At 50.7% G+C, this 21,086-nt stretch carries 20 protein-coding genes; 7 read left to right on the plus strand and 13 right to left on the minus strand.

Annotated elements, in window-relative coordinates:
* Positions 1 to 749, minus strand: a 749-nt coding sequence (locus tag ACRYA2_RS23000) for a transposase (protein WP_433633456.1), incomplete at its 3' end; no start/stop codon positions are given.
* A gap of 86 nt (positions 750 to 835) precedes the next feature.
* Here ACRYA2_RS23000 and ACRYA2_RS23005 point away from each other — a divergent pair.
* The 3 genes from ACRYA2_RS23005 to ACRYA2_RS23015 all read left to right on the plus strand — a co-directional run bounded on the left by ACRYA2_RS23005 (position 836) and on the right by ACRYA2_RS23015 (position 2,248).
* Entirely contained in the window at positions 836 to 973 is a 138-nt protein-coding gene (locus ACRYA2_RS23005; protein WP_433633458.1) for a hypothetical protein, read from the plus strand.
* A gap of 21 nt (positions 974 to 994) precedes the next feature.
* On the plus strand, positions 995 to 1,426 hold the full coding sequence (locus ACRYA2_RS23010) for a TRAM domain-containing protein (protein WP_433633460.1): 432 nt from the start codon (positions 995 to 997) through the stop codon (positions 1,424 to 1,426).
* Positions 1,427 to 2,017: 591 nt separating this feature from the next.
* Positions 2,018 to 2,248: a DUF7576 family protein gene (locus ACRYA2_RS23015; RefSeq protein WP_433633462.1), complete on the plus strand. Its 231-nt coding sequence runs from the start codon at positions 2,018 to 2,020 to the stop codon at positions 2,246 to 2,248.
* 92 nt (positions 2,249 to 2,340) lie between these two features.
* Here ACRYA2_RS23015 and ACRYA2_RS23020 read toward each other — a convergent pair whose 3' ends face one another.
* Positions 2,341 to 2,568 (minus strand): hypothetical protein, encoded by a 228-nt coding sequence (locus ACRYA2_RS23020; RefSeq protein ID WP_433633464.1) that lies wholly within the window; start codon positions 2,566 to 2,568, stop codon positions 2,341 to 2,343.
* Between the two features lie 519 nt (positions 2,569 to 3,087).
* Positions 3,088 to 4,425, minus strand: a complete 1,338-nt coding sequence (locus tag ACRYA2_RS23025) for an aminotransferase family protein (protein WP_433633466.1) — start codon at positions 4,423 to 4,425, stop codon at positions 3,088 to 3,090.
* Positions 4,426 to 4,597: 172 nt separating this feature from the next.
* Here ACRYA2_RS23025 and ACRYA2_RS23030 point away from each other — a divergent pair, with 172 nt between their 5' ends.
* On the plus strand, positions 4,598 to 6,076 hold the full coding sequence (locus ACRYA2_RS23030) for a CoA-acylating methylmalonate-semialdehyde dehydrogenase (protein ID WP_433633468.1): 1,479 nt from the start codon (positions 4,598 to 4,600) through the stop codon (positions 6,074 to 6,076).
* A 169-nt stretch (positions 6,077 to 6,245) separates the two neighbouring features.
* Here the strand turns inward: ACRYA2_RS23030 and ACRYA2_RS23035 are convergent, their stop codons facing one another.
* The 3 genes from ACRYA2_RS23035 to ACRYA2_RS23045 form a co-directional block, all read right to left on the minus strand.
* On the minus strand, positions 6,246 to 6,710 hold the full coding sequence (locus tag ACRYA2_RS23035) for a hypothetical protein (protein WP_433633470.1): 465 nt from the start codon (positions 6,708 to 6,710) through the stop codon (positions 6,246 to 6,248).
* 62 nt (positions 6,711 to 6,772) lie between these two features.
* Positions 6,773 to 8,380 (minus strand): sodium/proline symporter, encoded by a 1,608-nt coding sequence (locus ACRYA2_RS23040; protein WP_433633472.1) that lies wholly within the window; start codon positions 8,378 to 8,380, stop codon positions 6,773 to 6,775.
* Positions 8,377 to 8,508: a hypothetical protein gene (locus ACRYA2_RS23045; protein WP_433633474.1), complete on the minus strand. Its 132-nt coding sequence runs from the start codon at positions 8,506 to 8,508 to the stop codon at positions 8,377 to 8,379. The genes ACRYA2_RS23040 and ACRYA2_RS23045 overlap by 4 nt, the downstream gene beginning before the upstream one ends.
* A gap of 323 nt (positions 8,509 to 8,831) precedes the next feature.
* On the opposite strand from ACRYA2_RS23045, the gene ACRYA2_RS23050 reads away from it, so the two are divergent.
* On the plus strand, positions 8,832 to 10,250 hold the full coding sequence (locus tag ACRYA2_RS23050) for an amidohydrolase (RefSeq protein ID WP_433633476.1): 1,419 nt from the start codon (positions 8,832 to 8,834) through the stop codon (positions 10,248 to 10,250).
* Between the two features lie 223 nt (positions 10,251 to 10,473).
* Here the strand turns inward: ACRYA2_RS23050 and ACRYA2_RS23055 are convergent, their stop codons facing one another.
* From ACRYA2_RS23055 to ACRYA2_RS23085, 7 genes are all read right to left on the minus strand, one after another.
* Positions 10,474 to 10,998, minus strand: coding sequence for an Lrp/AsnC family transcriptional regulator (locus tag ACRYA2_RS23055; RefSeq protein ID WP_433633478.1), 525 nt, complete (start codon positions 10,996 to 10,998; stop codon positions 10,474 to 10,476).
* 215 nt (positions 10,999 to 11,213) lie between these two features.
* Entirely contained in the window at positions 11,214 to 12,491 is a 1,278-nt protein-coding gene (locus ACRYA2_RS23060; protein ID WP_433633480.1) for an ArgE/DapE family deacylase, read from the minus strand.
* A 2-nt stretch (positions 12,492 to 12,493) separates the two neighbouring features.
* Positions 12,494 to 13,249: an SDR family oxidoreductase gene (locus ACRYA2_RS23065; protein ID WP_433633482.1), complete on the minus strand. Its 756-nt coding sequence runs from the start codon at positions 13,247 to 13,249 to the stop codon at positions 12,494 to 12,496.
* Between the two features lie 265 nt (positions 13,250 to 13,514).
* Positions 13,515 to 14,624, minus strand: coding sequence for a C45 family autoproteolytic acyltransferase/hydolase (locus ACRYA2_RS23070; protein WP_433633484.1), 1,110 nt, complete (start codon positions 14,622 to 14,624; stop codon positions 13,515 to 13,517).
* Positions 14,621 to 15,802 carry a M20 family metallopeptidase gene (locus ACRYA2_RS23075; RefSeq protein WP_433633486.1) on the minus strand — a complete coding sequence of 394 codons (1,182 nt, stop codon included), beginning with the start codon at positions 15,800 to 15,802 and terminating at the stop codon, positions 14,621 to 14,623. Before ACRYA2_RS23075 ends, ACRYA2_RS23070 begins: the two co-directional genes overlap by 4 nt.
* Positions 15,803 to 15,833: 31 nt before the next feature.
* Entirely contained in the window at positions 15,834 to 17,270 is a 1,437-nt protein-coding gene (locus ACRYA2_RS23080) for a sodium:solute symporter family protein (protein ID WP_433633488.1), read from the minus strand.
* A gap of 417 nt (positions 17,271 to 17,687) precedes the next feature.
* Positions 17,688 to 19,166: an aldehyde dehydrogenase family protein gene (locus ACRYA2_RS23085; protein ID WP_433633490.1), complete on the minus strand. Its 1,479-nt coding sequence runs from the start codon at positions 19,164 to 19,166 to the stop codon at positions 17,688 to 17,690.
* A gap of 192 nt (positions 19,167 to 19,358) precedes the next feature.
* Here ACRYA2_RS23085 and ACRYA2_RS23090 point away from each other — a divergent pair, with 192 nt between their 5' ends.
* Both ACRYA2_RS23090 and ACRYA2_RS23095 read left to right on the plus strand, forming a co-directional pair.
* Positions 19,359 to 20,345 carry a hypothetical protein gene (locus ACRYA2_RS23090; RefSeq protein WP_433633492.1) on the plus strand — a complete coding sequence of 329 codons (987 nt, stop codon included), beginning with the start codon at positions 19,359 to 19,361 and terminating at the stop codon, positions 20,343 to 20,345.
* Complete coding sequence (locus tag ACRYA2_RS23095; RefSeq protein WP_433633494.1) at positions 20,342 to 21,073, plus strand: hypothetical protein; 732 nt, start codon at positions 20,342 to 20,344, stop codon at positions 21,071 to 21,073. Before ACRYA2_RS23090 ends, ACRYA2_RS23095 begins: the two co-directional genes overlap by 4 nt.
* Positions 21,074 to 21,086 lie beyond the last annotated feature (13 nt).

Genomic DNA, 21,086 nt, shown 5'->3' on the forward strand with positions numbered 1-21,086 from the left:
ATTGACTTCTCTGATGGCCCATTTTCGCCTTCCGTCTCGTACTCGGCTCGCGTGAAGTAGTGTTTGTCCTGTTTGAGCGAGTTACCGGGGTAGAGAACATATTCGTCGGGGAACGCGACCGTGGCGATATTCTTGATGCCGAGGTCGATTCCTGCCACGCCGTCGCCTGCGGAGTCGTTGGTTTTGAGTTCGACTTTACAGACGAAGTGCAGTTCCCACTCCTCGCCGTTCCAGACGGCGCGAACGTTCTGCACCTTGTTGACCTCGGAGAGGTCAACGTCCGGGCGAGTCTGGTACTCGCAGAGGATGAAGTCCGACCAAGACTCTTTCAGGTTCGCGCCTTTCGAGAGTCGGACGCGGTTGTTCTCAGGATTATGTTTGAACCCGTCTGCTTTGAATGTTACCGTGCTTCGGGGTCGGGTGTCGCCGTGTTTGCGGTAGCCGGGCGGATTCGCCTCTGGGTCGTTCTGTCGCAGGTCGAACCACGACTGGAAAGCGTCAGAAAGTTCTTCAATGACTTTCTGACTGGATTGTGCGTTCAAGTCTTTCCAGCACGACTGGTTCTTCATGTACGATTTCAGCGGGCCTTCGTCGGGAATCTCACCGATTGCGTCCCATACGCGGTCTGCTGTCCAGCGTGCGACGTTCCAGATTTTCGAGGCTGAATCACCGAGCAAATCCAGACCACCCTGCACTTGTTGCTGGTTCTGGATGGAACCAACGTAGGTGCGCGTGACCTGAATCGCCATACATAGCCTATGTAGACAAATCTACTTAATAGTGTGGATCGGCGTGGAATATCCGGCCTACCATCGACTATGGATTGTGTAGTCGAATGACGCGATTCACGCCCGCCGTGAACGGCGGGATTCTCTCGCTGATTAAAGATAGCAAGATGGAACGGAACGATCTGCTGGATGAAGGCGTTGAAGCCGTGTTAATCGGTGGATTCAAGGTTCTGTTAGTGAAGTGAAAGATGGAGCGAGACATCGCTATGGAGATCGACGACGAATTACTCTGTTTGTTCAGTGCGGATCTCGACGAACAGAACGGCTCGTATACAGTCACGATCCCGAAGCGCGAAGTCGAAAAGGGAGACGTCGACGACGATGGCGTGTATCGCGTCGCGTTACTCAGGTCGAATACACTAGCAGACCGCAGTGACCAGGACACACACGAGTCACAGCCAGTGACTGATGACGACTCTGGGCCGCCGGTCGATGTTGGTGACCGGCGGCGTGTCGAAATCGAAGCTATCGGTGAGCAAGGCGACGGGATTGCGCGGGTCGAGCGCGGCTATGTGATTATCGTCCCGGAGACCGAGCACGGCGACCACGTCACTGTCGAAATCACCGAAGTCAAACCGAACGTGGCATTCAGTGAGGTTATCGAACAGACCGTCGAAGAACAAGCAGTCGCCGGATAAGCTCTCCTGTCCTATTCGTTCGCTTGTGCCCACTCAGTGAGCCGGAGTTGGCCGTCGACTTCGTAGAGATGGCCCCGCAATAGCAGACGTTCGATGGTATCGTCAGCCGCTGGTTGGCTGAGGTCTTCTTCCTCGGCAAGGATCGTATAGGCACGATCGTAGCTGAATCCCTCGTTTGCTGGAATCGCCGCGGTCAGTGCGTCAAGTGAGTCCTGAGCGAGTGGGGGAAGCCGAGGAGAATCTATGCTATTGGATGCCATGGGTGTAAATAGATTCAACCGTGAATAATAATATCTCGGGACCGTAGAACTGCGATCCAACGACACTATCTGACAAAGATGAAGCAACCCTCTACTTCGAGTACATCCTTGTTATCTAACCAGTAGAACGATCGGTACGAGATACGCGCTCTACATTCAACACGTCACTACAACTTCTTCAGTCGCTATGAGACTCTATCATCAACTGCTGTCGGAGAAGACGCGACAATGACCCCGATACTGCAGCACCTAATTGTAGTACGACTCGTGCAGTGGCAAAACGTGCCGTGGTCACTTATTTCATACCCATGCCACACTACGTTGCCCGCAAATGGCTCTTGCATCCCAACGACACAAATCAAAAGAAGACCAGCGAACTGAACACGCTTCAACCCGTGTACTTGCCGAGCCTAAGATCACAGCCTGTGCAAATTGCGGCGCAGAGATTCAGCTTCAGCACCAACACAAGTGCCTCTCCGTAATTCAACCAGGAGAAGATGATGAGACCATATTACTCCAATACCCACTCTGCGACGCCGACTGTCTGACCAATTTTCGATAATCATTCCGCGCCCTACTACTGGCTATATTAAGTTCCTCACCCAGTACCATGCCGCCCCCAGCGACTGGTCACCAACCGTCGTCGTAATACCATCACGGCTCGGTGAGTCGAAGTTCACCCTCAACCTCGTAGAGAAATCCCCGCGATAGCAGCCGTTCGAGAATATCGTCAGCGGCGGGTTGACTGAGATCTTCCGCTTCGGCGAGAATCGTATAGGCGCGCTCGTAACTGAAACTGTCGTCATGCGGCGCTGCAGCGATGAGTGCGTCAAGAGCCTCTTGGGCCAATGGTGGCAGCGACGGTTCACCATTCGAAGCCATGTATATGACTAGCTTTGGGAAGCCGACGGGTAAACCCTCAGTCGAATTCGGTCATTAGGGCAAGGATGTGAACCAGTGAGCAAAGGGGGAACAGAACCAGACGACGGGATATGCCGAGGCTTAGGATGACTTGCGGCAGTGTCGTCTGGTATGCCACTGCGACCGCAGTCTACTATTTGATCCCGGTGGTAAAAGACGTGAGCCAACCGGAGTAAAAGTGGAATTGGATTCGCTGCCTAACAGTAATGGGAATCGCAAAAGAAAATCCTGTAGTTAGCATACTAAAATAGCCATTATAAGTTCGAAACATAGTCTGGATTGTCGTCCTGCAGGCACTCTAGGAAGTAATTCCTGACATGCGGAAGGATGATCCTCACTTCGACCAGATTCGGTCTACTCGTGAAAAAACAGGTTGACGAAGGCATATAAATCTCTCCTGATAAGGAGCGAAATAACTGTTTGATACCTTAGAACACGGTAGAACTGCTAAATAGAGAGGCCTGTCCAAGATGTCCCGATTTAGTTTTCCATTGCTTGATCAGCGATTTCGAGGCCGGCGTCGAGTGCTTCTATGGCATCATCGATCTCGTCTTCTGTGATCGTGAGTGGCGGTGCAATAATCAACGTGTTAATCATGTTCGCAACATAGGTCCCGTTCTCAGCGGCCGTTGCCGAAACCTCGTCAACAACGGTACTTCCGCTGCTGATTTTGTCTTCTCGAGTGCCGAAAGGAACGCGCTCTTCTGAGTTTTTCGTGAGTTCAATGCCACGGAAGAGGCCAACACCTCGAGTGTCGCCGACGCTCGGGTGGTCCTCAGCCAAGTTCTCAATCTGGTCGGCGAGATACTCACCTATCTCGCTCGAGCGTTCAATGAGGTTTTCGTCCTGGTACGTTTCAAGCGTTGCAAGCCCGGCTGCGACTGCGACAGGATGACCGGCGTACGTGTGGCCGTGGCAGAGCATATTGCCCTCAAAGTGCTCTGCAATCTCGGAATTGACAATAGTGGCACCGAGTGGCTGGTAGGCACCAGTCAGTCCTTTCGCCATCGTCATAATATCGGGCTCAACATCGAAGACATCGCTACCGAACCATTCACCAGTACGGCCAAATCCACTCATGACTTCGTCACAGATGAGTAGCGCGCCATGGTCATGGGCGATTTCCTTGAGCCGAGGGAGATATTCGTCCGGCGGGACTAGGATACCGTTCGACCCGACAATCGGCTCAACGAGGACGGCAGCAACTGTGTCACCCTCTAGTTCAAGCATTTCATCAATGTACTCGAGACTCTCCATCGGGTCAAGTGTCGAACCGTATGCATAGGGGTCGGGAGCTTTGATTGTGCCGGGAATACCGGGTTCAGACTCTAGACGGCGCGGATCGCCGGTGACGCTGATGGAACCATAGGTAGCTCCGTGATACGAGCGGTATCGGGAGATGATTTTCTGTTTGCCAGTGTAGAACCGTGCGATTTTGATTGCTGCTTCAACTGCTTCTGTTCCGCTGGTGGAGAAGAATGTTTTAGAGAGATCACCGGGCGTGACCTCCGCGAGTTTTTTGCCGAGTTTTGCGCGTGCTTCGGTTGTATAGTTGGGGGCAACGTAAGCGGCCTCGTCGATTTGCTCGGAGACAGCTGTTTTGACTTTGTCTGCAGAGTGGCCGAGGTTCGAACACATGAGCTGACTCGAGAAGTCGATGTATTCGTTGCCATCGGCATCAGTGAAGGTTACACCGTCTGTGTCAGTGATCTGCGTTGGATTAACTTCCTTCTGGAAGGACCACGTTCCAAAGACGTGCTCCCTGTCCATCTGTTCGATTTCGTTGAGGTCGTCTGCAGAGGTCTCTTGCTGTGACATCGGTGTATGTCACCTATTGGCTTAGGATTGATTAATCTTTGCACTACAGAGAGAAATCTCGCACAATGTTCTTCAATAAACCCTCTTCTAGGATTGTATCTGTATCTTCGTATTCAGATTAGGAAAAAGTCGGAAAGACTTATGGCGTGAGGGCTAGATGTCTGGATGTCGAATGTCACTACGTACCAATCCGCCGTGGGACGACGTACAGAACTATATCAATGGTGACTGGCAGTCGCCATCAGGCGATAACGGCCAAGACATCGTCAATCCAGCTACCGGTGAATCCATCTCGTCCGTAGACTTTAGCTCAACTGAGGATATCAACGAGGCCGTCAGTGCTGGACAAGATGCGTTCGAACACTGGCGTTCAACACCAGTTGAAGAGCGCATCCAGCCATTGTTTGAATTCAAACAGCTGCTGGAAGAGCATCAGGATGAGTTGGCAGAAGTGCTTGTTCAAGAGCACGGGAAAACGCTTGCAGAAGCAAATGGCGAACTTCGGCGCGGCATCGAGAACGTCGAAGTAGCGTGTGGCATTCCGTCGATGATGCAAGCAGGATCACTGCCGAATGCTGCCCCCGAAATTGATGAGACGGCAGTGCGGAAGCCGCTTGGTGTTTTTGCAGCTATCACGCCATTTAATTTCCCAGGGATGATCCCATTGTGGTTCTTGCCATATGCGGTCGCAACTGGAAACGCGTTCATTCTCAAACCAAGCGAACAAGACCCTGTTGTCGCTGAACGACTATTTGAGCTCCTTGACGAAGCAGGCTTTCCCGATGGAATCGTTCAGCTCATTCACGGAAGCGTTGACACCGTGAACGCGCTCCTTGATCACGAAGGCATTGAAGGCGCGTCGTTCGTCGGAAGTACACCCGTCGCTAGGACGATCTACGAGCGCGCTGCGAAGAATGGAAAACGCGTGCAGGCCCAAGGTGGAGCGAAAAACCATATTATTGTTACAGAAACAGCAGATCTTGACTTCGCTGCGAAGAAAACAATCTCGTCGGCATGTGCCTGTGGCGGTGAACGCTGCCTTGCAAACGACATTGCCGTTGTCGAAGAGGATGTCTACGAGGAGTTCGTTGACCGCGTTCTCCAAGAAGCAGAAGCCCAGACAGTTGGTTACGGACTTGATGACGAAACTGATATTGGTGCACTTATCACACCTGATCATGAGGATCGAGTCCGGGATTTAATTGCGACGGGTGAAGATGAAGGTGCTGAATTGCTCCTTGACGGCCGTGATGTCGAAGTGAGTGGCTACAAGAACGGTAATTTCCTGGGTCCGACTGTCTTCGGCGATGTTGACCCTGAAATGACGATTGCTCAGGAAGAAATCTTTGGACCAGTTCTTGGACTAATATCCGTAAGCGACGTTGAGGAAGCAATAGATGTGTTGAACCGGAGTGACTTTGGAAATGCTGCAAGCTTATTCACCGACAGCGGGGCAGACGCTCGAAAAGTGCGTCATGAGGCCGATGTCGGGAATCTCGGTGTGAACGCTGGGACAGCAGCACCGATGGCCTTCTTCCACTTTGGGGGCCGCAAAGACTCGTTCTTCGGCGATCTCCATGCACAAGGCGAAGATATGATTCACTTCTATACAGACAAAACCGTCTACATCGAGCGGTGGCCAGATAACTGACTTCCGGTCCTTCAGTAAAACAAAGTAGAAACTGCTTTATTTTCCTCTTCCATCAGTTCCTATCTATTCAGAAGCATCTCAGCGCATTCTGTTGGAGGATTTAGCCCAGAAATGTCTCTTGCTATTGAATCGGATGAATATTATTAATTTATTTAAGTAAAGTAAAATATTAATTTAGGTAAACTCGATGAAAGTCGCCAGTGATACTGTCGACGATGTAGGTCAGAGAGATTTCGTTTGCTGTCGCACATTTAATAAGATGGAATGGTCGATATATGCGTCGGTCTTCGATGACTTGAAGATCTGGTGGTGAGCCGACACGGAGTTCTTTCCGTGCGAGTTCGAGAAGATAGTGGCGCGCAGTACGCTTGGGATTTTCAATATCGGCATCCACTGGAACAACCGCATCTTCGTCGACAACTTGATCGACTGTTTCTGGAGCCTCTTCAATAAACATCTCTTTCCCGTTGCAGAGGTCGACACCACAGTACACCTGATCACTGAAGTCATCAAGGAATGCCTCTGCGTGGAGGTTAAACCCGAATACTCGGTACGGATAATAGACTAAACCATCAGCCGTTGTATCAGCCATCTCTGTATCAGTTTCCAGAAGCGTTTGCTCTGCTTCAGCCACTGAGATGGTTGTGTCGAACACCGTGATGGTTGTTCGTGGTTGAGTGCTAGCCATTGTCTTAACTAATCGTCAGTTGGATAGACATCGAGAGCGGGACTATCGGTTGTCTGTGGCGTCGTATTATCAGCAGCGAGGTGCTCGCCAATGGACCGAGCTTCGGGGGCAAGCGAGCGTGCTGATTGCTGGACAGTTCCTGAGGGTGCAGTACCGGACCGACGAACGCGTTGGACAATGGAGACAACTTCCCCAGTCGGTGGTTCGGTGATGAGCGAAACGGTAACTAGTAGGAAGACAGAAACGAGAAGCCCCGCAAAGAAAGGATGGACTGCGGTAGTCTCCTGTAGGCTTTGAGCTGTCCAAACAATATTCGTGGTTGCGCCACCGATCATCCCGGCGAGTGCCCCCTGCCAATTTGCTCGGTCCCAGTAGACACCAGCAACATTTGGAATCAAGAACGCTGTGCCAAGTCCGCCGAAGGCAAAAATAACGAGTTCGAAGACGCCAGGTGGTTGGACAGCAGCGACGATGACACCGACAATGCCGATAGCGAGCACGAGCATCCGTGACCAGACGAACATCTGGTCATCAGTGAGATCATCGTTGCCGAACCGCTGAATGACGTCGCGTGCTAAAATGGATCCAGCCATAATCAACAGCGAATCGGCGGTACTCATAACTGCCGCCATTAAAGCAGCAAGGATCACTGCCGCGACGAGACCGGGTAGCAGCGAGAGTGCGAGCCGCGGAATAGCCATTTCGGGATCATTAAGATTTGGGAGTAGGACAATCGCGACTAGCCCAAGGATGTACGGTTGGTAGACGAAAAATGTGTTATAGAATATATTCCAAATGGTAGCGTTTTTTGCTGTATCTGGGTCATCCATACTGAGGTGACGGACGACGGCATGGGGCAATCCCATGTAGCCAATTGCATAAATAAGTACGGCGCCGGCAACTACGCCCCATTCACCGAGGTGCGTGAGTCCTTTACCCCAGATGGAGAGATACGTTGTATCTTTGGCTGCGATTTCACTGAAGAGAGCGCTGATCCCGCCGACTTCGAGGATACCTGCGACGAGGATGATGTTGATGCCGATCGCCATTACGATTGCTTGGAATGCATCGGTCCAGGCAACGGCGAGGTAGCCACCAACGAATGTATAGAGGATAATAATTCCTGCTCCGATGAGAAGTCCATATATAAATGGAAGCCCGCTTATTGATTCGATAGCTTTCCCTGCTGCAATAAATTGTGCGAAGACGTACGCAGCAAGGAAAATGATTGAAATTGTTGCGCCAGCAATTCGGATGCTTGGATGCGGGTAGCGATCTTCAAGCCATTCAATCGGTGTGAGTGACCCAAGTGCCTCGGTGATTCGGCGGAGATTCCGGCCGAGAACAGCGAGGTTGATGAGACCTCCACCGAAGTCACCGGCAGCATACCAGAGCGCCCATAGACCCTGCTTAAATGCTAGTGCGGGCCCGCCCATGAACATGAATCCGCTCATGGATGTTGCTTGGAGCGTGAGGGCTGTGACGCCGCTTCCGATCGTTCGTCCGCCGAGTAAATAGTCGCTCAGGTCATCTAATTTCTTGCTTGCGAGATATCCGAAGATGAGGAGACCAAGTAGATATACTACGAACGGGACGACAAGTGCCCAGTTGATCATATAGCTTCCACCTCGTCTTGTTGGGCAGCTTGTTCGTCGTTTTTGTTCATGCGGTAGAGTGAGAAGAGGGCGACTCCCCACCAGAACGGTATCCAGCCGAAGAGGAGCACTATCGTTCCGAGATCCAAACCAGGAATCATTTGTTGGCCCCTCTCTCTGAATATTTTCCTCTTGTTGTCGAATTTCGGAGTACAATATTAGTATTAGTGGCTATTTCTATGCACATTTTCCCTACCCTGCCAAGGAATGGCATGCCAAATAAACCTTTCGGATCAACCGGTTTAAATTGAATGAGGAACATTCCAGAGGAATATCCGCGAGTAGAATAATTCAGGATTTCAGGAGAAAAGCACTCAGAAGCGGTATTTTGGGACTTTCTGCTTCGCAGCTAAACCGGTGAAAGTCGACAGGGAAGCGAATATTGATTATTTCGGCGGGTGAATCAATGATTATGACGAAAACCAAAGTGTTCGAAGAGGTCGAGCGTCAGCGAGAACAGCTCACGACAATAGCACAGCAAATCTGGGAGAATCCTGAGTTAGGCCTTAATGAAGAAGAATCAGCACAAATCTTGATAGAGACATTAGAAGAAGAAGACTTCGACATTGAATCAGGGCTTGGAGAGATGCCGACAGCATTCAGGGCATCGTTTGGAGAGGGAGAGCCTACTATCGGTGTTCTTGGTGAGTATGATGCATTACCGAATCTCTCTCAGAAAGTGAAAGCAGAACAAGACCCAGTCGAAAACGATGCGCCAGGTCATGGTTGTGGTCATAATCTCTTTGGGGTTGCCGGTGTCGGCGGAGTAATTGGAGTCAAGCGTGCTATCGAACGCGATGAACTTGACGGAACCATCGAGTTTTACGGCTGTCCAGCCGAAGAGACGCTTGTCGGGAAGGTCTTCATGGCTCGTGACGGTGTATTTGATCATCTTGATGCTGCACTAACTTGGCATCCGGCAGACCTCAGCACCCCTACACTCAAACGGTCGCTTGCGTTGGATTCGATACAATTCACGTTTGAAGGTGTCGCCGCACATGCAGCTGCTTCACCTGAATCTGGTCGAAGTGCACTTGATGCAGTTGAACTGCTTAATTCCGGCGTCGAGTATATGCGCGAACACATCTCTGAGAAAGCGCGAGTCCACTATGTAATCACAGATGGGGGCACAGCCCCGAATGTGGTTCCGGCAGAAGCTACTGTCTGGTACTATGTCCGTGCACCAACGCGTCCTGAAGTCGAACACATCAGCGACTGGTTGGCTGATATCGCTGAAGCCGCTGCCATGATGACACAGACGGACGTAGAGCGACGATATATCACGGGGTGCTGGGATTACCTTCCAAACAGAACGGTGACGGATGTTATTTGGGAAACGATGCAGGAGGTCGGTGACGTCGACTATTCAGACGATGACCGGGCATTTGCGTCCGATCTCAAAGACACTATTTCCCGTGAACAGGTTACTGCAAGCCTTGAGGATGTCCCTTCGGAGTTTACAGAGAAGATACGCGGAACAAGTCTCTATGACGCTCCAATACCGCCACACGCAGAAGGAGAGGCAGGTGGCGGTTCAACTGAGGTAGGCGATGTTAGCTGGATTACGCCGACTGGTCAGTTCCGAGCAGCAACGTGGGCAGTTGGGACACCAGCTCATACCTGGCAGGCAACGGCAGCCAACGGGGATTTTGGGAAGAAAGGAGCGGTCTATGCTGCGAAAGTTCTCGGCGGAACTGCTTATACTCTCATCGATAACCCAAGCATCATCGAGCAAGCACAGGAAGAATTCGACGAGATAACAGGCGAGCAGAGCTATGAAACGCCGCTACCGGCTGGAACCGAACCGCCATTTGATATCACTGGTTCTTAACAATAGAGCTGAAACACAATTTTGATCGCAAGGAGAACGCGGTGGAGTCCAGGAAGAAGCTTCATGACAAGGGATTCATTTAGTATCTTCAACTAACGTTTCGTTAGCCCATTAAAGATATTATCGCCGCTATAACTGTATGTTCTTCCACTTGAGAGGCGCAAAGCCCCTATCCTATTCCAAGATGTAAGCTTGTAATAAATTCCAATGGTACGGAGCGTGCTTAATCGGTTGATGGGTCAAGTATCGCTTCTCGCGCTGCTTCAGTAAGGTTTGAGCTGACAGTACCTTTGTTTTCGAATTCTCGCATCACAAAGCGAGATGAGGTCTCGTTAACTCCGTCGATTGCAATTATACGATCGATAAGATCATTCAATTGGGTGCGAGTTTGGACACGACTAATCACAACGAAGTCGACATCGCCCATTGTATAGTAGACTTGCTCGACGCCCTCAAGATCGGCTAATGCCTCGCCGATATCTTCGGAGTAGCCTCGTTCGTGTGTGACAGAGACATCTGTAATCGATACCATTTCTAATCCGAAAGCAAGAGGATCAATATCGGCAGTGATCCCCTGGATAACACCGCTGTCTTTGAGTTTGTTGAGCCGGTAATGAATGGCTGATTTCGAGAGATCGAGTTTGTCAGCCAGTGTTTCGAGACTGACATCGAAATCGTCTTCTACTTGTTCAAGAATGGCGAGATCAGTCTCATCGAGATCTGAAGCCGTGTGATCTGTGCCGCTCATATAACCCACTTAGAGGGCTTCCGTCAAGAAAACCTCGTTGTTGAGCGAAGAGCTAGAACAGAGCCCTCCATATTGACTGAATTTAACTAAAGGCAGTGCTCCGGTATTGAAAAGAGCACTCTTACGGCCTGCCAATAGTAAGTATACGGGGATCAATGAATATGTAGTTGTGACTAATGTCGCTCAGAAAAGAACTGATATCGGGATCGATACTGCTAGCCGTGAGTCGGTGATTCGGTTGTTTCCATAAGATCAGTTGTTGACGCAGCCATTACTTTCGCCGCAGTGACTATTTCGTTGATAGGGATATACTCGTCAACCACGTGGGCTTGCTCTAAGAGTCCAGGTCCGTAGACAATGCATTCTTCAATACCAGCGTCATTCACGACGAATCGCTGATCGTCGGACCCTGGTGAGACAACCGGGTCGGTCTCATCATAGAAATCAAGAATATTCTCCGTATATGTTTTGCTCACCGTGCAATCTTCAGAGACACTCGCCGGCTCGGCGAACATAATCTCGTCATACTCGAACTTCGTCTCCGTTGCATTCTGAGATTCCGAAATGAGTTCGTGTATCTCCTCTCGAGCACTTTCGACGGATTCTCCCGGGACAAGCACTCGGTAGAATGTTGCTTGACAACGGTCTGGTATAACGTTCTCTGAATAACCGGCATCAATCATCGTTGCTGAAATATCGGCTTGCCGCGACTCTACAGGCGTAACCGGAAGATCGGTCGTGCGCTCGTGAAGTTCGTCTTCGTAGCTATCGACGCGAGCAAGAAAGTCATTTAGCGCCATGACAGCGTTCGAGCCATCATGTGCCATACAGCCATGAGCTTTTGAGCCATGAGCAATAACGTGAAACTTCAGGACACCTCGGTGGCCGAGACAAATTCGCGAGGAGTCAAAACACTCCGTATAAATACAGTAATCAGTGTTCTCTCGCGAAATGTATCCTTCATCAACGAGGTAGCCTAAGCCAGTGAATCCACCTGTTTCTTCGTCGACAGTCATACTCTGAGTGACTGACCCCTTGAGGTCGACGCCTGCTGCTTCAAGTGCGTCAACGGCAAAAAGACTGGCCGCGATGCCTGATTTCATATCACTAGTTCCCCGGCCATATAGACGTCCGTCCTCGAGAACAGGATCGTAGGGGTCGTAGCTCCAGTCTTCGCCTGCGGGGACGACATCAAAGTGCCCCGTGAAGTGGATATCCGGACCAGATTGATCGCTTTCCTTCTGTCCAAGGACATTCACTCGTTCGTGGGCAGTCCGATCAGGATAGTTCTCGGCCACTGTGTCTTCGGGTACCTCAACGCTCTCTACTTCGTAGCCTCGCTCAACCATCGCATCTGCGAGAAATGCTGCGCCCTCGTCGTAGTTTCGACCCGGTGGATTCTCTGTCTCAATCGAGACGAATTCCTGCATGAAATCGATGATCTCTGACCGGCGGTTGTCGATAGCAGCGTAAATCTCAGTCTTCTGAACCATAGTCAAATATCCCTCCCACCGTCGACTTCAAGCGCAGTCCCTGTTATCATGGCAGCCTCATCACTAGCAAGGAAAGCTGCCGCGTGCGCGATGTCTTTAGATTCGGCCAACCTACCGAGGGGAATCGTTTCGCGCATTGATTCTACACTAAGGCTGTCTGCCGTAAACTCCGGCAGCATGTCTGTATCGGTCGCTACTGGACAGATAGCGTTGACACGAATGTTGTCCTCGGCTAGTTCATGCGCTAATTGTTTTGTCAGGGTTATCATCCCGCCCTTTGAGGCACAGTAAGCTGAAAGTCCTGTCCGTGGACGGATACCGGCTGTCGAAGCTGTATTCAAGATGACGCCACTATCCTGGTCACGCATGTATGGCACTGTGTGTTTTGCGCCGAGAAATGCGCTCTTTAGGTTTACATCCTGTATCTGGTCCCATGTCTCTTCTGTCACGTCTTCAACTGGAGTTGACTGTTGAGGGATTCCTGCATTGTTATGGAGAATATCAATACGACCAAATTCAGCTACTGTCTGCTCAGCAAACGCTGCTACGTCATCAGTGTTAGATACGTCTGCAGTTATTGAAATCGCCGATCCACTATTTTCAGCGTTGTTAATTGCAGAGGCAGTCTCCGCAGCCGCGTCAGTATCAAGGTCAATAGCCGCTACATCGGCGCCACGTTCTGCAAATAGTTGCGCAGTTGCCCGTCCCATTCCAGACCCTGCACCCGTAATAGCTGCCACTTTGTCACTAAGCGTCATACCACATAATCGGCCTTTCACCCTATCAAATTATCGCATAGATTCAAAACAAGAACTCTAAAGTGCGGAAAATAAACGCTAGACCAGAAATATCTCGGATAGAATTCAAACGAGGGCATCATGGGAGTGTTATGTACAGATGCGAAGTCGGGAGATTAGAAGAGAAGATAAAGTAATCGAGATAGGGTGGGGAGTGAGATTATGGCTAAATTGCCAAGCAAGACGACCAAGTCTTGCCGTTCATATTCGCGTGAATGACGGGCGTTTAGATGTCAGAGAGAGTGTAGTCTTGATATGAGGCCTGACATGGCGGGCCATTGGTCGCAGATATCTGTCTCTCAGTGAGACCAAGGATAGCGCTTACACGCGTTATACTCCGTTCTTGGGTGGGCGCGGCCGGGTCGCGATGCCGGCAGATGCTTGTAGGGTTATCAACGTGATCACGCAACGCAGCCTCAATATCCGGCATGGAGAGATCACTCTGGGCAGTAGTGAAGAGGCGGCGAAGACGCGGTCCACGACAAATCGTATCCGGGAGGATACGTTCAAGTTGGCTATCCCCTTTGCCGCCTTCGATATGATTGGCGTGTGTAAGGACGCCATCTGACGGATAAAGGTAATTAGCAGATTCAGGGAGGATCTCGAGGTTAACGAGTTCACCGACGTCATTGCCAAGGAGAACGTTTGCGGAACAGGCACGGTCAGTTTCGATGAGTGCTCCGATTGACTTACTCAGCCGTGTCGCGTTTAGCACGTTCCGAAACCGAACGTGGTAGGGAGTACGGAAGGTTTGCTCGCCATCCATTGCGCTAACTAAGCCGTTCAATACCATGCCGATTCCGTGCTCGTTGACACCGATCTTTCCGCCGACAATGCCGGCCTCTGTAAGGGCGATATGATTGGGTGCGTCTGGCTGCTCGACACCCATAATGAATACGTCGATGTCAGGTATCCAGTCCCAGTTTTGGCCGATATACGGTCCTTCATCATCTACTGCTGGTCCTCGAAGTCCGAAACTTGTACAGCCATCAGTTCGGCGTGGAGATGTATCATCGGCCGCATCCGCGTAAGCGCCATACGTGATTTCATAGCGAGCATTAAGGAGCGAAATATCCTCCAGCGGAACACCACTACCGTCCGCAATTCCACGCATCTCAGTCGCGTATGCTGGTGCCGCCTCATCAATTAACGGAATGAATTCATTTGCTAATTCCCGTGCTCGTTTAGCCGGAATATCGTAATGCGCGAATTTATCTAGATATCGGTTAACGTTGGCTTCAATTTCAGTCGCGAATCGGTCCCCGTGTGTGACGCCTCGATCATATGGGCTCCCGGTCAGTGTAACGAATTCCAGACTATCTCCATCCTGTGTCATTGGCCTGATTGCTTGGTGAGTAACTCTCGAAGCGCAGTCTTCAGCGTCTGGAGCCCTATCGCTGCATCAGCCAAATCGATATGCTCATCATATGTGTGAGCCTGTCTGAGGTCGCCTGGTCCCCACGTAATCGCCTCGATATCCGCGTCGTTAATGAAGTTTCGCACGTCCGTCGAAGCGTTGACACCCCATGGATCCGTTGAGATGTCGGCGTGTTCGGCTGATTTCTCCCGAAAGATTTGTGCTAGATGACTGTCGACGTCGATTGCCGCTGATTCGTATGTACGTGTCCGCTGCCACGATGTTTCGATATCATGGCTTGCTTCGACCTCGGCGAGTAGCTCATTGATCTCGCTGTCGATTTGTTCGGCTGATTCAGAGGGGAGAAACCGCCGGTCGATGGTGATTATGGCGTCCTCTGGTACGACGTTTTCCTTGGTTCCGGCTTCAAGTTGAGTGATAGTTGCATGAGCCTGTCCGACAAGATCGTGCTTTCGCTCGCTGATACGGTCGTCGTAGTTCTCGAGCGCGGCAAGGACTGGGCGTGCATTCGAAATGGCGTTGTCGCCTTGGTTGGGCCGGCTCGCGTGTGATGGCTCTCCGCTAACTGTAATTTCGTACCAGGCCAGCCCCTTCTCACTGGTTGCAGTCCGCATTGCAGTCGGTTCGAGAACCACTCCATAATCGCCATCGTACCCCTTCTCAAGGAGCTTTTTTGTTCCCGGTTCTGCAGTCTCCTCACCGATTGCAGCGTGGAAGATAAGCGAACCTGTGAGATCGTCGGACTTGATAGCGTCCTTGAGATCAGCAAGCGCTTTCATCCCGATGCCGACCCCGGTTTTCATATCGACACTACCGCGTCCATAGAGTTTCCCATCGCTGATTTCAGCAGCATAGGGAGGCCGAGACCATTTGTCGCGGTTTCCGTCTGGAACGACGTCGATGTGACCATTGAGAACGACGGTTGGGTCACCGTCACCGACTATGGCTGCAACCTGGGGGCGATCTTCGTATGGCTCGTGGACCAATGTCGCATTAATTTCGCGTTCGGTCAGCCATTTGTGAATGAACTCGGCAGCTCGCTGTTCGTTGCCAGGTGGGTTTTCTGTTTCGCGCGAGACCAGTTCAGTGATTACGGAGGTCAGTTCCTCGTCCGTCTGTGAGTGGTGTTGAGTCATGATTATGGTTGCAGGATAAGGAAGTTGGAAGTCAGTCGCCTCTAGTAGTTGGTGTGGTGGGTGATGTCTCACGGCTCCACACGAAGTTGCCGATAACGAGCGTGATCAACGCTGCTCCAACGCCGACGAAGGTAGGAGGGATACCGTAGAATCCGCCGCCAAGTCGCCAGCCGACACCGAGCAGTGTCCCGGCTACGATCGAAGCAATGATCGCGGTGCCTGCTGCGCCCCGCCAGTAGAGGGCGACATAGATCGGAATTAGGAATGCGCTCGTCAGAAGAATTGCGCGGAATTCATACAGTGAGATGATGGTGCCTGGTGGATTGACTGCGATAGCTGTCGCGGTGAGACCCCAGAAGATCGTCGAGTATCGCGATATTTTCAGGAGCTTCTGGTCAGATGCCTCAGGACGGAAGTATTCATAGAGGTCGCGTGCAGTAGTGATACCTGTTGAGTGAAGACGGGTGTCGGTGGTCGAGAGGATGGCACTCATCACGGCCAAGATGATGACGACGCCGATGGATGTCGGAACGTACTCTGTGATCAGTACGGGGAACGCCTGGTCGACGTTATCGACGGCTAATCCAGCGTTTTCAAGAGCGACTGTCGTCGCCCCACCGAGCCAGACGAGCATTATGTAGAAGATGGAGAGAATGAGGCCGGCTGCCGCAAGATGGAATTTTGCTGTGCGAATGTCTTTTGTTGCGTTAATTCTGACAATTGTTGACTGGGAGGTGAAAATCGTGCCGAAGAACGCAACAATCGAGGCAAGAACACCAATGAGGGTGTATGCGCCTTCTCCGAGTGGGGCCACATTTGCTGTGCTCATAGCTGCGAACTGATTATTGATTGTTGCGATCCCGCCGAGATCAATCATCATGTAGATTAAGGCACCGAATACGGTCGTGACCATCAGTGTTCCTTGGATCAGGTCGGTCCAGGCAACGCTGACTAGACCACCCATGACCGTGTAGGCGATGAAGACGAATCCGATGACCCAGATCATGTATTTGTATGGGACACCGGTGATGGTCGTGACGAGCAGGCTCGCGCCCACCAACTGCATTATGAGGTATACCCATGCATTGGCGAGAAGCGGGACAGCCGCGACCGGACGAGCCCACTCTCGGCCAGTAACATGAGCGATCAGGTCGGGAAACGTGACCTGATCGAGTTCCCGGACTTTGTCAACAACGAAGTAGAGAGCGGTGACACCGAGCATGAGTCCAAGGACGATACCGGTTATGATTGAATAGCCGCCGCCATAGACGGAGCCAATGAAGCCGATGACACTGACAGCACTGACGAAGTTAGCGACGTACGACCATGTAGCGAGCCAAGGGCCGAGGTCTTTGCCGTAGACCCAGAAGTCGGTTACAGTGCTTGTCTTCTGGTATCCCCACGCGCCAATGCCGAGGACCAGAAGAAGGTACACCACGAATGCACCGAGGTAAAAGTAGTTCACCATATTACTGAACACCTCTGCTATCTACCTTTTCTTCTAAACCCGATTCGTCAACTGGCTTGCCGATGATGACGTGCACTACGATGAAATGTAATGCACCCAAGCTTCCAGCGATGAGTGTGGCTGTGAATACAAGGAACATGTCCAATGGCATTCCGAGTACTGGCATGAGCTCACACAACACATCACACCGCCTATTTTTATAGATATTGGTTTTCTTAATGATCCATAGGCTCCTAAATATCTCATTGCTATCCCGGAGAAATTGCCTTTCACTGCAAGCTATTCACTCTATCCCGCCCCTTGTTGGAATATTTCCTCTTACCCTAGCCGCTCTTCTGCTCTTTCTATATGGTTGTAAGATAAGTAAATGAAGTGGTCTAATGTCTCTTCTACAGGTCAAAAAGAAAGGATGGTATCTCAAGCTCCAGGGAGATCACCACCGCTATCATCCGTGAGATTCACGGCGATATTCTTCGTCTGGAGATACGAATCGAACGCTTCGAGACCCTTTTCTCGTCCAATACCACTTGCCTTGTATCCGCCAAACGGAGTCTGGTTTGTATCACCAAACCATTTGTTAATATACACGTTGCCGGCTTCTAATCGCTGGGCAAATCGATGAGCACGACTAACATTAGACGTAAACACCCCTGCTACGAGGCCATAGTCTATATCATTAGCTAACTCCAGTGCTTCCGACTTGTCAGCAAAGGGAATAACGGTGAGAACCGGTCCAAAGATCTCTTCCTGAGCAATACGCATATTATTTTCAACATCAGTGAACACCGTCGGCTCGACAAAATATCCCTCACGATCTAGTGTATTTCCGCCAGTTGCAATGGTAGCATTCGATTTGCGACCAAGCTCGATATATTGTGTTACTTTCCCCAATTGCTCTTCTGAGGCAAGTGGCCCCATATCAGGATCATCTGAGCCTGGACCAACGTCATAGCTACTAGCGTGGTCAACAAGCCGCTCGACTAGTTCATCGTGGATCTCTTTGTGGACGAGAACTCGATCGGCGGCCGAGCATACTTGTCCAGCGTTCGTGAAAATCGCTTTCGTGATCCAATCTGCTGCCTGTTCCAAATCGGCATCTGGGAATACGATAGCCGGATTTTTACCACCGAGTTCGAGCGTAACCGGGGTTATGTTATCTGCGGCCTGTTTCATGATGGTTTGGCCAGTCGTCACGCTTCCAGTGAACGTGATCGTGTCTACGTCTGGATGCGACGAGAGAGCCTCGCCTGCAGGGTCGCCAAATCCCGTAATTACATTGATAGCTCCATCGGGAACACCTGCTTCCGCGCACAGTTCTACAAGCCGGAGTGACGAAAGTGGTGTTTGTTCGGCAGGCTTGACAACCGTCGTATTACCGGCAACGAGTGCTGGAGCAACACCACGAGCAAAGAGGTTAGCAGGGAAATTCCAGGGAGTGATTTGTGCGCTGACTCCGTATGGCTCACGTACGGTGAAGTCCACCTGATCAGGACCAACTGGCACACTCGTGCCTTCTAGTTTGTCGGCTGCCCCTGCGTAATATTCGAAGTATCGGGCAGCCCCTTCAATATCGCTTTCTGCTTGTGAGATAGGCTTCCCTTGGTCACGGCTCTCCAGTAAGGCCAATTCATCACGATGTTCACGAACAAGTTGTCCAATTCGGTAGATAATTCGTCCGCGTTCATCTGGAGAGGTGTCACGCCAGGTCGGAAATGCCGCTCGTGCTGCTTGGACTGCGCGGTCAACATCAGCGGCCTTTGCTGCGGTTACTTTTGCGAGTGGTTTTTCGGTTGCCGGATTGACCGTGTCAAATCGTTCATTGTCTGTCGACGAAACCCACTCTCCTCCGATGTGAAGATCGTATACGTCTTTGATCGGCTGATTCGGTGTGCTCATAGTTGAAAGTATATTTTACTGAAAAATAATAATACCGGTCAAAATAGTCCCTGATACTATCGAAAGGCTGAATTTTGTTCTACTGAGATACAGAGTAAACGCTTGCTCTCATAGTTAAAACAACCATCCCACGAAATAATTATATGATAGTAGTCCTTTACTCACATAATGTAATGATGAGGAGAAAAAATGATGATAGATGCTAGTCGACGACTCGCTCTGAAGCTATTTGGGTTAGGCACGAGTTTTACGAGACTGGATTGGGCTGATAAAGACGATAAAACTGAGGCAGCTACGACGACCAAAACTGCAGATCAAAGTGGACTCCCATCTCCCGGCTGGGTGCTGAAACATGCCAAGATTGAAGGAAATCGGACCCAGAAACAACTGGAAAAGTCCGAGAGATCTCTCAATCTCGTTCTTTCGGAATTCCCTGATAACCCAGACGTAGAATACGACGGAACAAAATACACAGGCGAAGATGCAGGCGTGGTCGGCCGCCTCGCTGCTGCTGTTGAAGCCACTGATCAAAACGTCTTCCTCCATTATCCGGAGATAATTAAAGAAGTGAAGGGACCGTGGCTCGTCCTTGAACCATTGGGAGGGCAAATTGCAACGGTTCACAAAGGCCAGGCGCAAGCAACCGTTACAATGCATCACCGCCAACCATCGTCAAACACCCACGCTGGATTCCAAGATTGTCTCACCCTTGTCCGCCGCGCCGCAGATGCCTCCCATCTATTCTACCCTGCCGACCGAACAGTTTTCTCAACTGGTTTGACGACGTTCATTCTTGCGGAAGTAGAGGACTGCCCAACAACACTACGTGCTACGTTCGATGTTTCAACAATTCCAACCACCAATAAAGAATCAGTTACTGACCAATTCAAGTCGATCGACTGTATCAAAGAAGTTGAGTTCAAATCGAGCGTTGATTTCGAGAAATCTACGCCCTCGAAACCGTTCCGAGGAGCGGTTGAGAATGCTCATTCAGACGTTTTAGAAAGCGTTAGTTATGAGTGGTTTCCAAGGCCGACTCTATTTTCGACACTTAATACGAACGAGAAGATAGCTTGTGGCATAGATAAACGCGGCGCAACAACATTTACTGCTAAAGAGTACACTCAGATGAAAAATATTCTTTCTAGTATCACTCATAAGATGGGTGATCAGACATGAGAACGATCGCAGAACCGGTTGTTGGGTCCGAAGTGCGAGTTGAGCCGAAAGAGACCGAGGGTATCCTAATAAATGGAATTCCAGCCGAGCTGGGGAATGCCGTTCCTGTGTTCCGTATTGATTTGGTTCAGGACAATGACCGGACGTTCATCGCTGAACATGTCCTTTCCGTGCTCGGAATGTATGGAATTACAGCAGCAAAAGTCACCGGCATCACTGAAAACTGGGATTTCGCTCGTCCCGAACACCGATTCTGCTACTCGGAAAACGTCGGACCTGAGTGGGCAGTCGGCCATCCGGCAGGGCTCCATAATCCGACCTTAGTTGAGGCACTTCGGACCACAGATATTGTGGAGACAGGCGAGACAACGCGGACATCAGTGAGTGAACCCGTTGAGTGTGGCGATGGTGCTATCAGAATTGCTCCGCGTGAATCTGGAACAGGACTTCTGCTTCGAAATCATCACCAAGGAGAGGTTCTTACATTCGATATCGATCCACAGTCGCAAACTGACGGCGAAATAATAAGAGAGATCACGTCATCTACTACCCCGTTTCTCACGCCTGATTCTCGAGAAGGTGCTATTCATTGGATAGGTGATATGGTTTCAGATATTGGTATTATAGGCGGATTCGACGATCTTGTCATTGACTCCTATGAGCCGGGCCACAATTACACGATCGGTGTTTCGCAAAAGGCCTCTGATGAGGGTCTCGTGGTACAATAAGTTAGTATTCTAT

It is taken from the genome of Halomicrococcus pelagicus (assembly GCF_050954125.1).

Coding starts and splice junctions, on each gene's coding strand:
- ACRYA2_RS23005 (WP_433633458.1), top strand. CDS start 836: ATGACGCGATTCACGCCCGCCGTGAACGGCGGGATTCTCTCGCTGATT.
- ACRYA2_RS23010 (WP_433633460.1), top strand. CDS start 995: ATGGAGATCGACGACGAATTACTCTGTTTGTTCAGTGCGGATCTCGAC.
- ACRYA2_RS23015 (WP_433633462.1), top strand. CDS start 2,018: ATGGCTCTTGCATCCCAACGACACAAATCAAAAGAAGACCAGCGAACT.
- ACRYA2_RS23020 (WP_433633464.1), bottom strand. CDS start 2,568: ATGGCTTCGAATGGTGAACCGTCGCTGCCACCATTGGCCCAAGAGGCT.
- ACRYA2_RS23025 (WP_433633466.1), bottom strand. CDS start 4,425: ATGTCACAGCAAGAGACCTCTGCAGACGACCTCAACGAAATCGAACAG.
- ACRYA2_RS23030 (WP_433633468.1), top strand. CDS start 4,598: ATGTCACTACGTACCAATCCGCCGTGGGACGACGTACAGAACTATATC.
- ACRYA2_RS23040 (WP_433633472.1), bottom strand. CDS start 8,380: ATGATCAACTGGGCACTTGTCGTCCCGTTCGTAGTATATCTACTTGGT.
- ACRYA2_RS23050 (WP_433633476.1), top strand. CDS start 8,832: ATGACGAAAACCAAAGTGTTCGAAGAGGTCGAGCGTCAGCGAGAACAG.
- ACRYA2_RS23055 (WP_433633478.1), bottom strand. CDS start 10,998: ATGAGCGGCACAGATCACACGGCTTCAGATCTCGATGAGACTGATCTC.
- ACRYA2_RS23060 (WP_433633480.1), bottom strand. CDS start 12,491: ATGGTTCAGAAGACTGAGATTTACGCTGCTATCGACAACCGCCGGTCA.
- ACRYA2_RS23065 (WP_433633482.1), bottom strand. CDS start 13,249: ATGACGCTTAGTGACAAAGTGGCAGCTATTACGGGTGCAGGGTCTGGA.
- ACRYA2_RS23070 (WP_433633484.1), bottom strand. CDS start 14,624: ATGACACAGGATGGAGATAGTCTGGAATTCGTTACACTGACCGGGAGC.
- ACRYA2_RS23075 (WP_433633486.1), bottom strand. CDS start 15,802: ATGACTCAACACCACTCACAGACGGACGAGGAACTGACCTCCGTAATC.
- ACRYA2_RS23080 (WP_433633488.1), bottom strand. CDS start 17,270: ATGGTGAACTACTTTTACCTCGGTGCATTCGTGGTGTACCTTCTTCTG.
- ACRYA2_RS23085 (WP_433633490.1), bottom strand. CDS start 19,166: ATGAGCACACCGAATCAGCCGATCAAAGACGTATACGATCTTCACATC.
- ACRYA2_RS23090 (WP_433633492.1), top strand. CDS start 19,359: ATGATAGATGCTAGTCGACGACTCGCTCTGAAGCTATTTGGGTTAGGC.
- ACRYA2_RS23095 (WP_433633494.1), top strand. CDS start 20,342: ATGAGAACGATCGCAGAACCGGTTGTTGGGTCCGAAGTGCGAGTTGAG.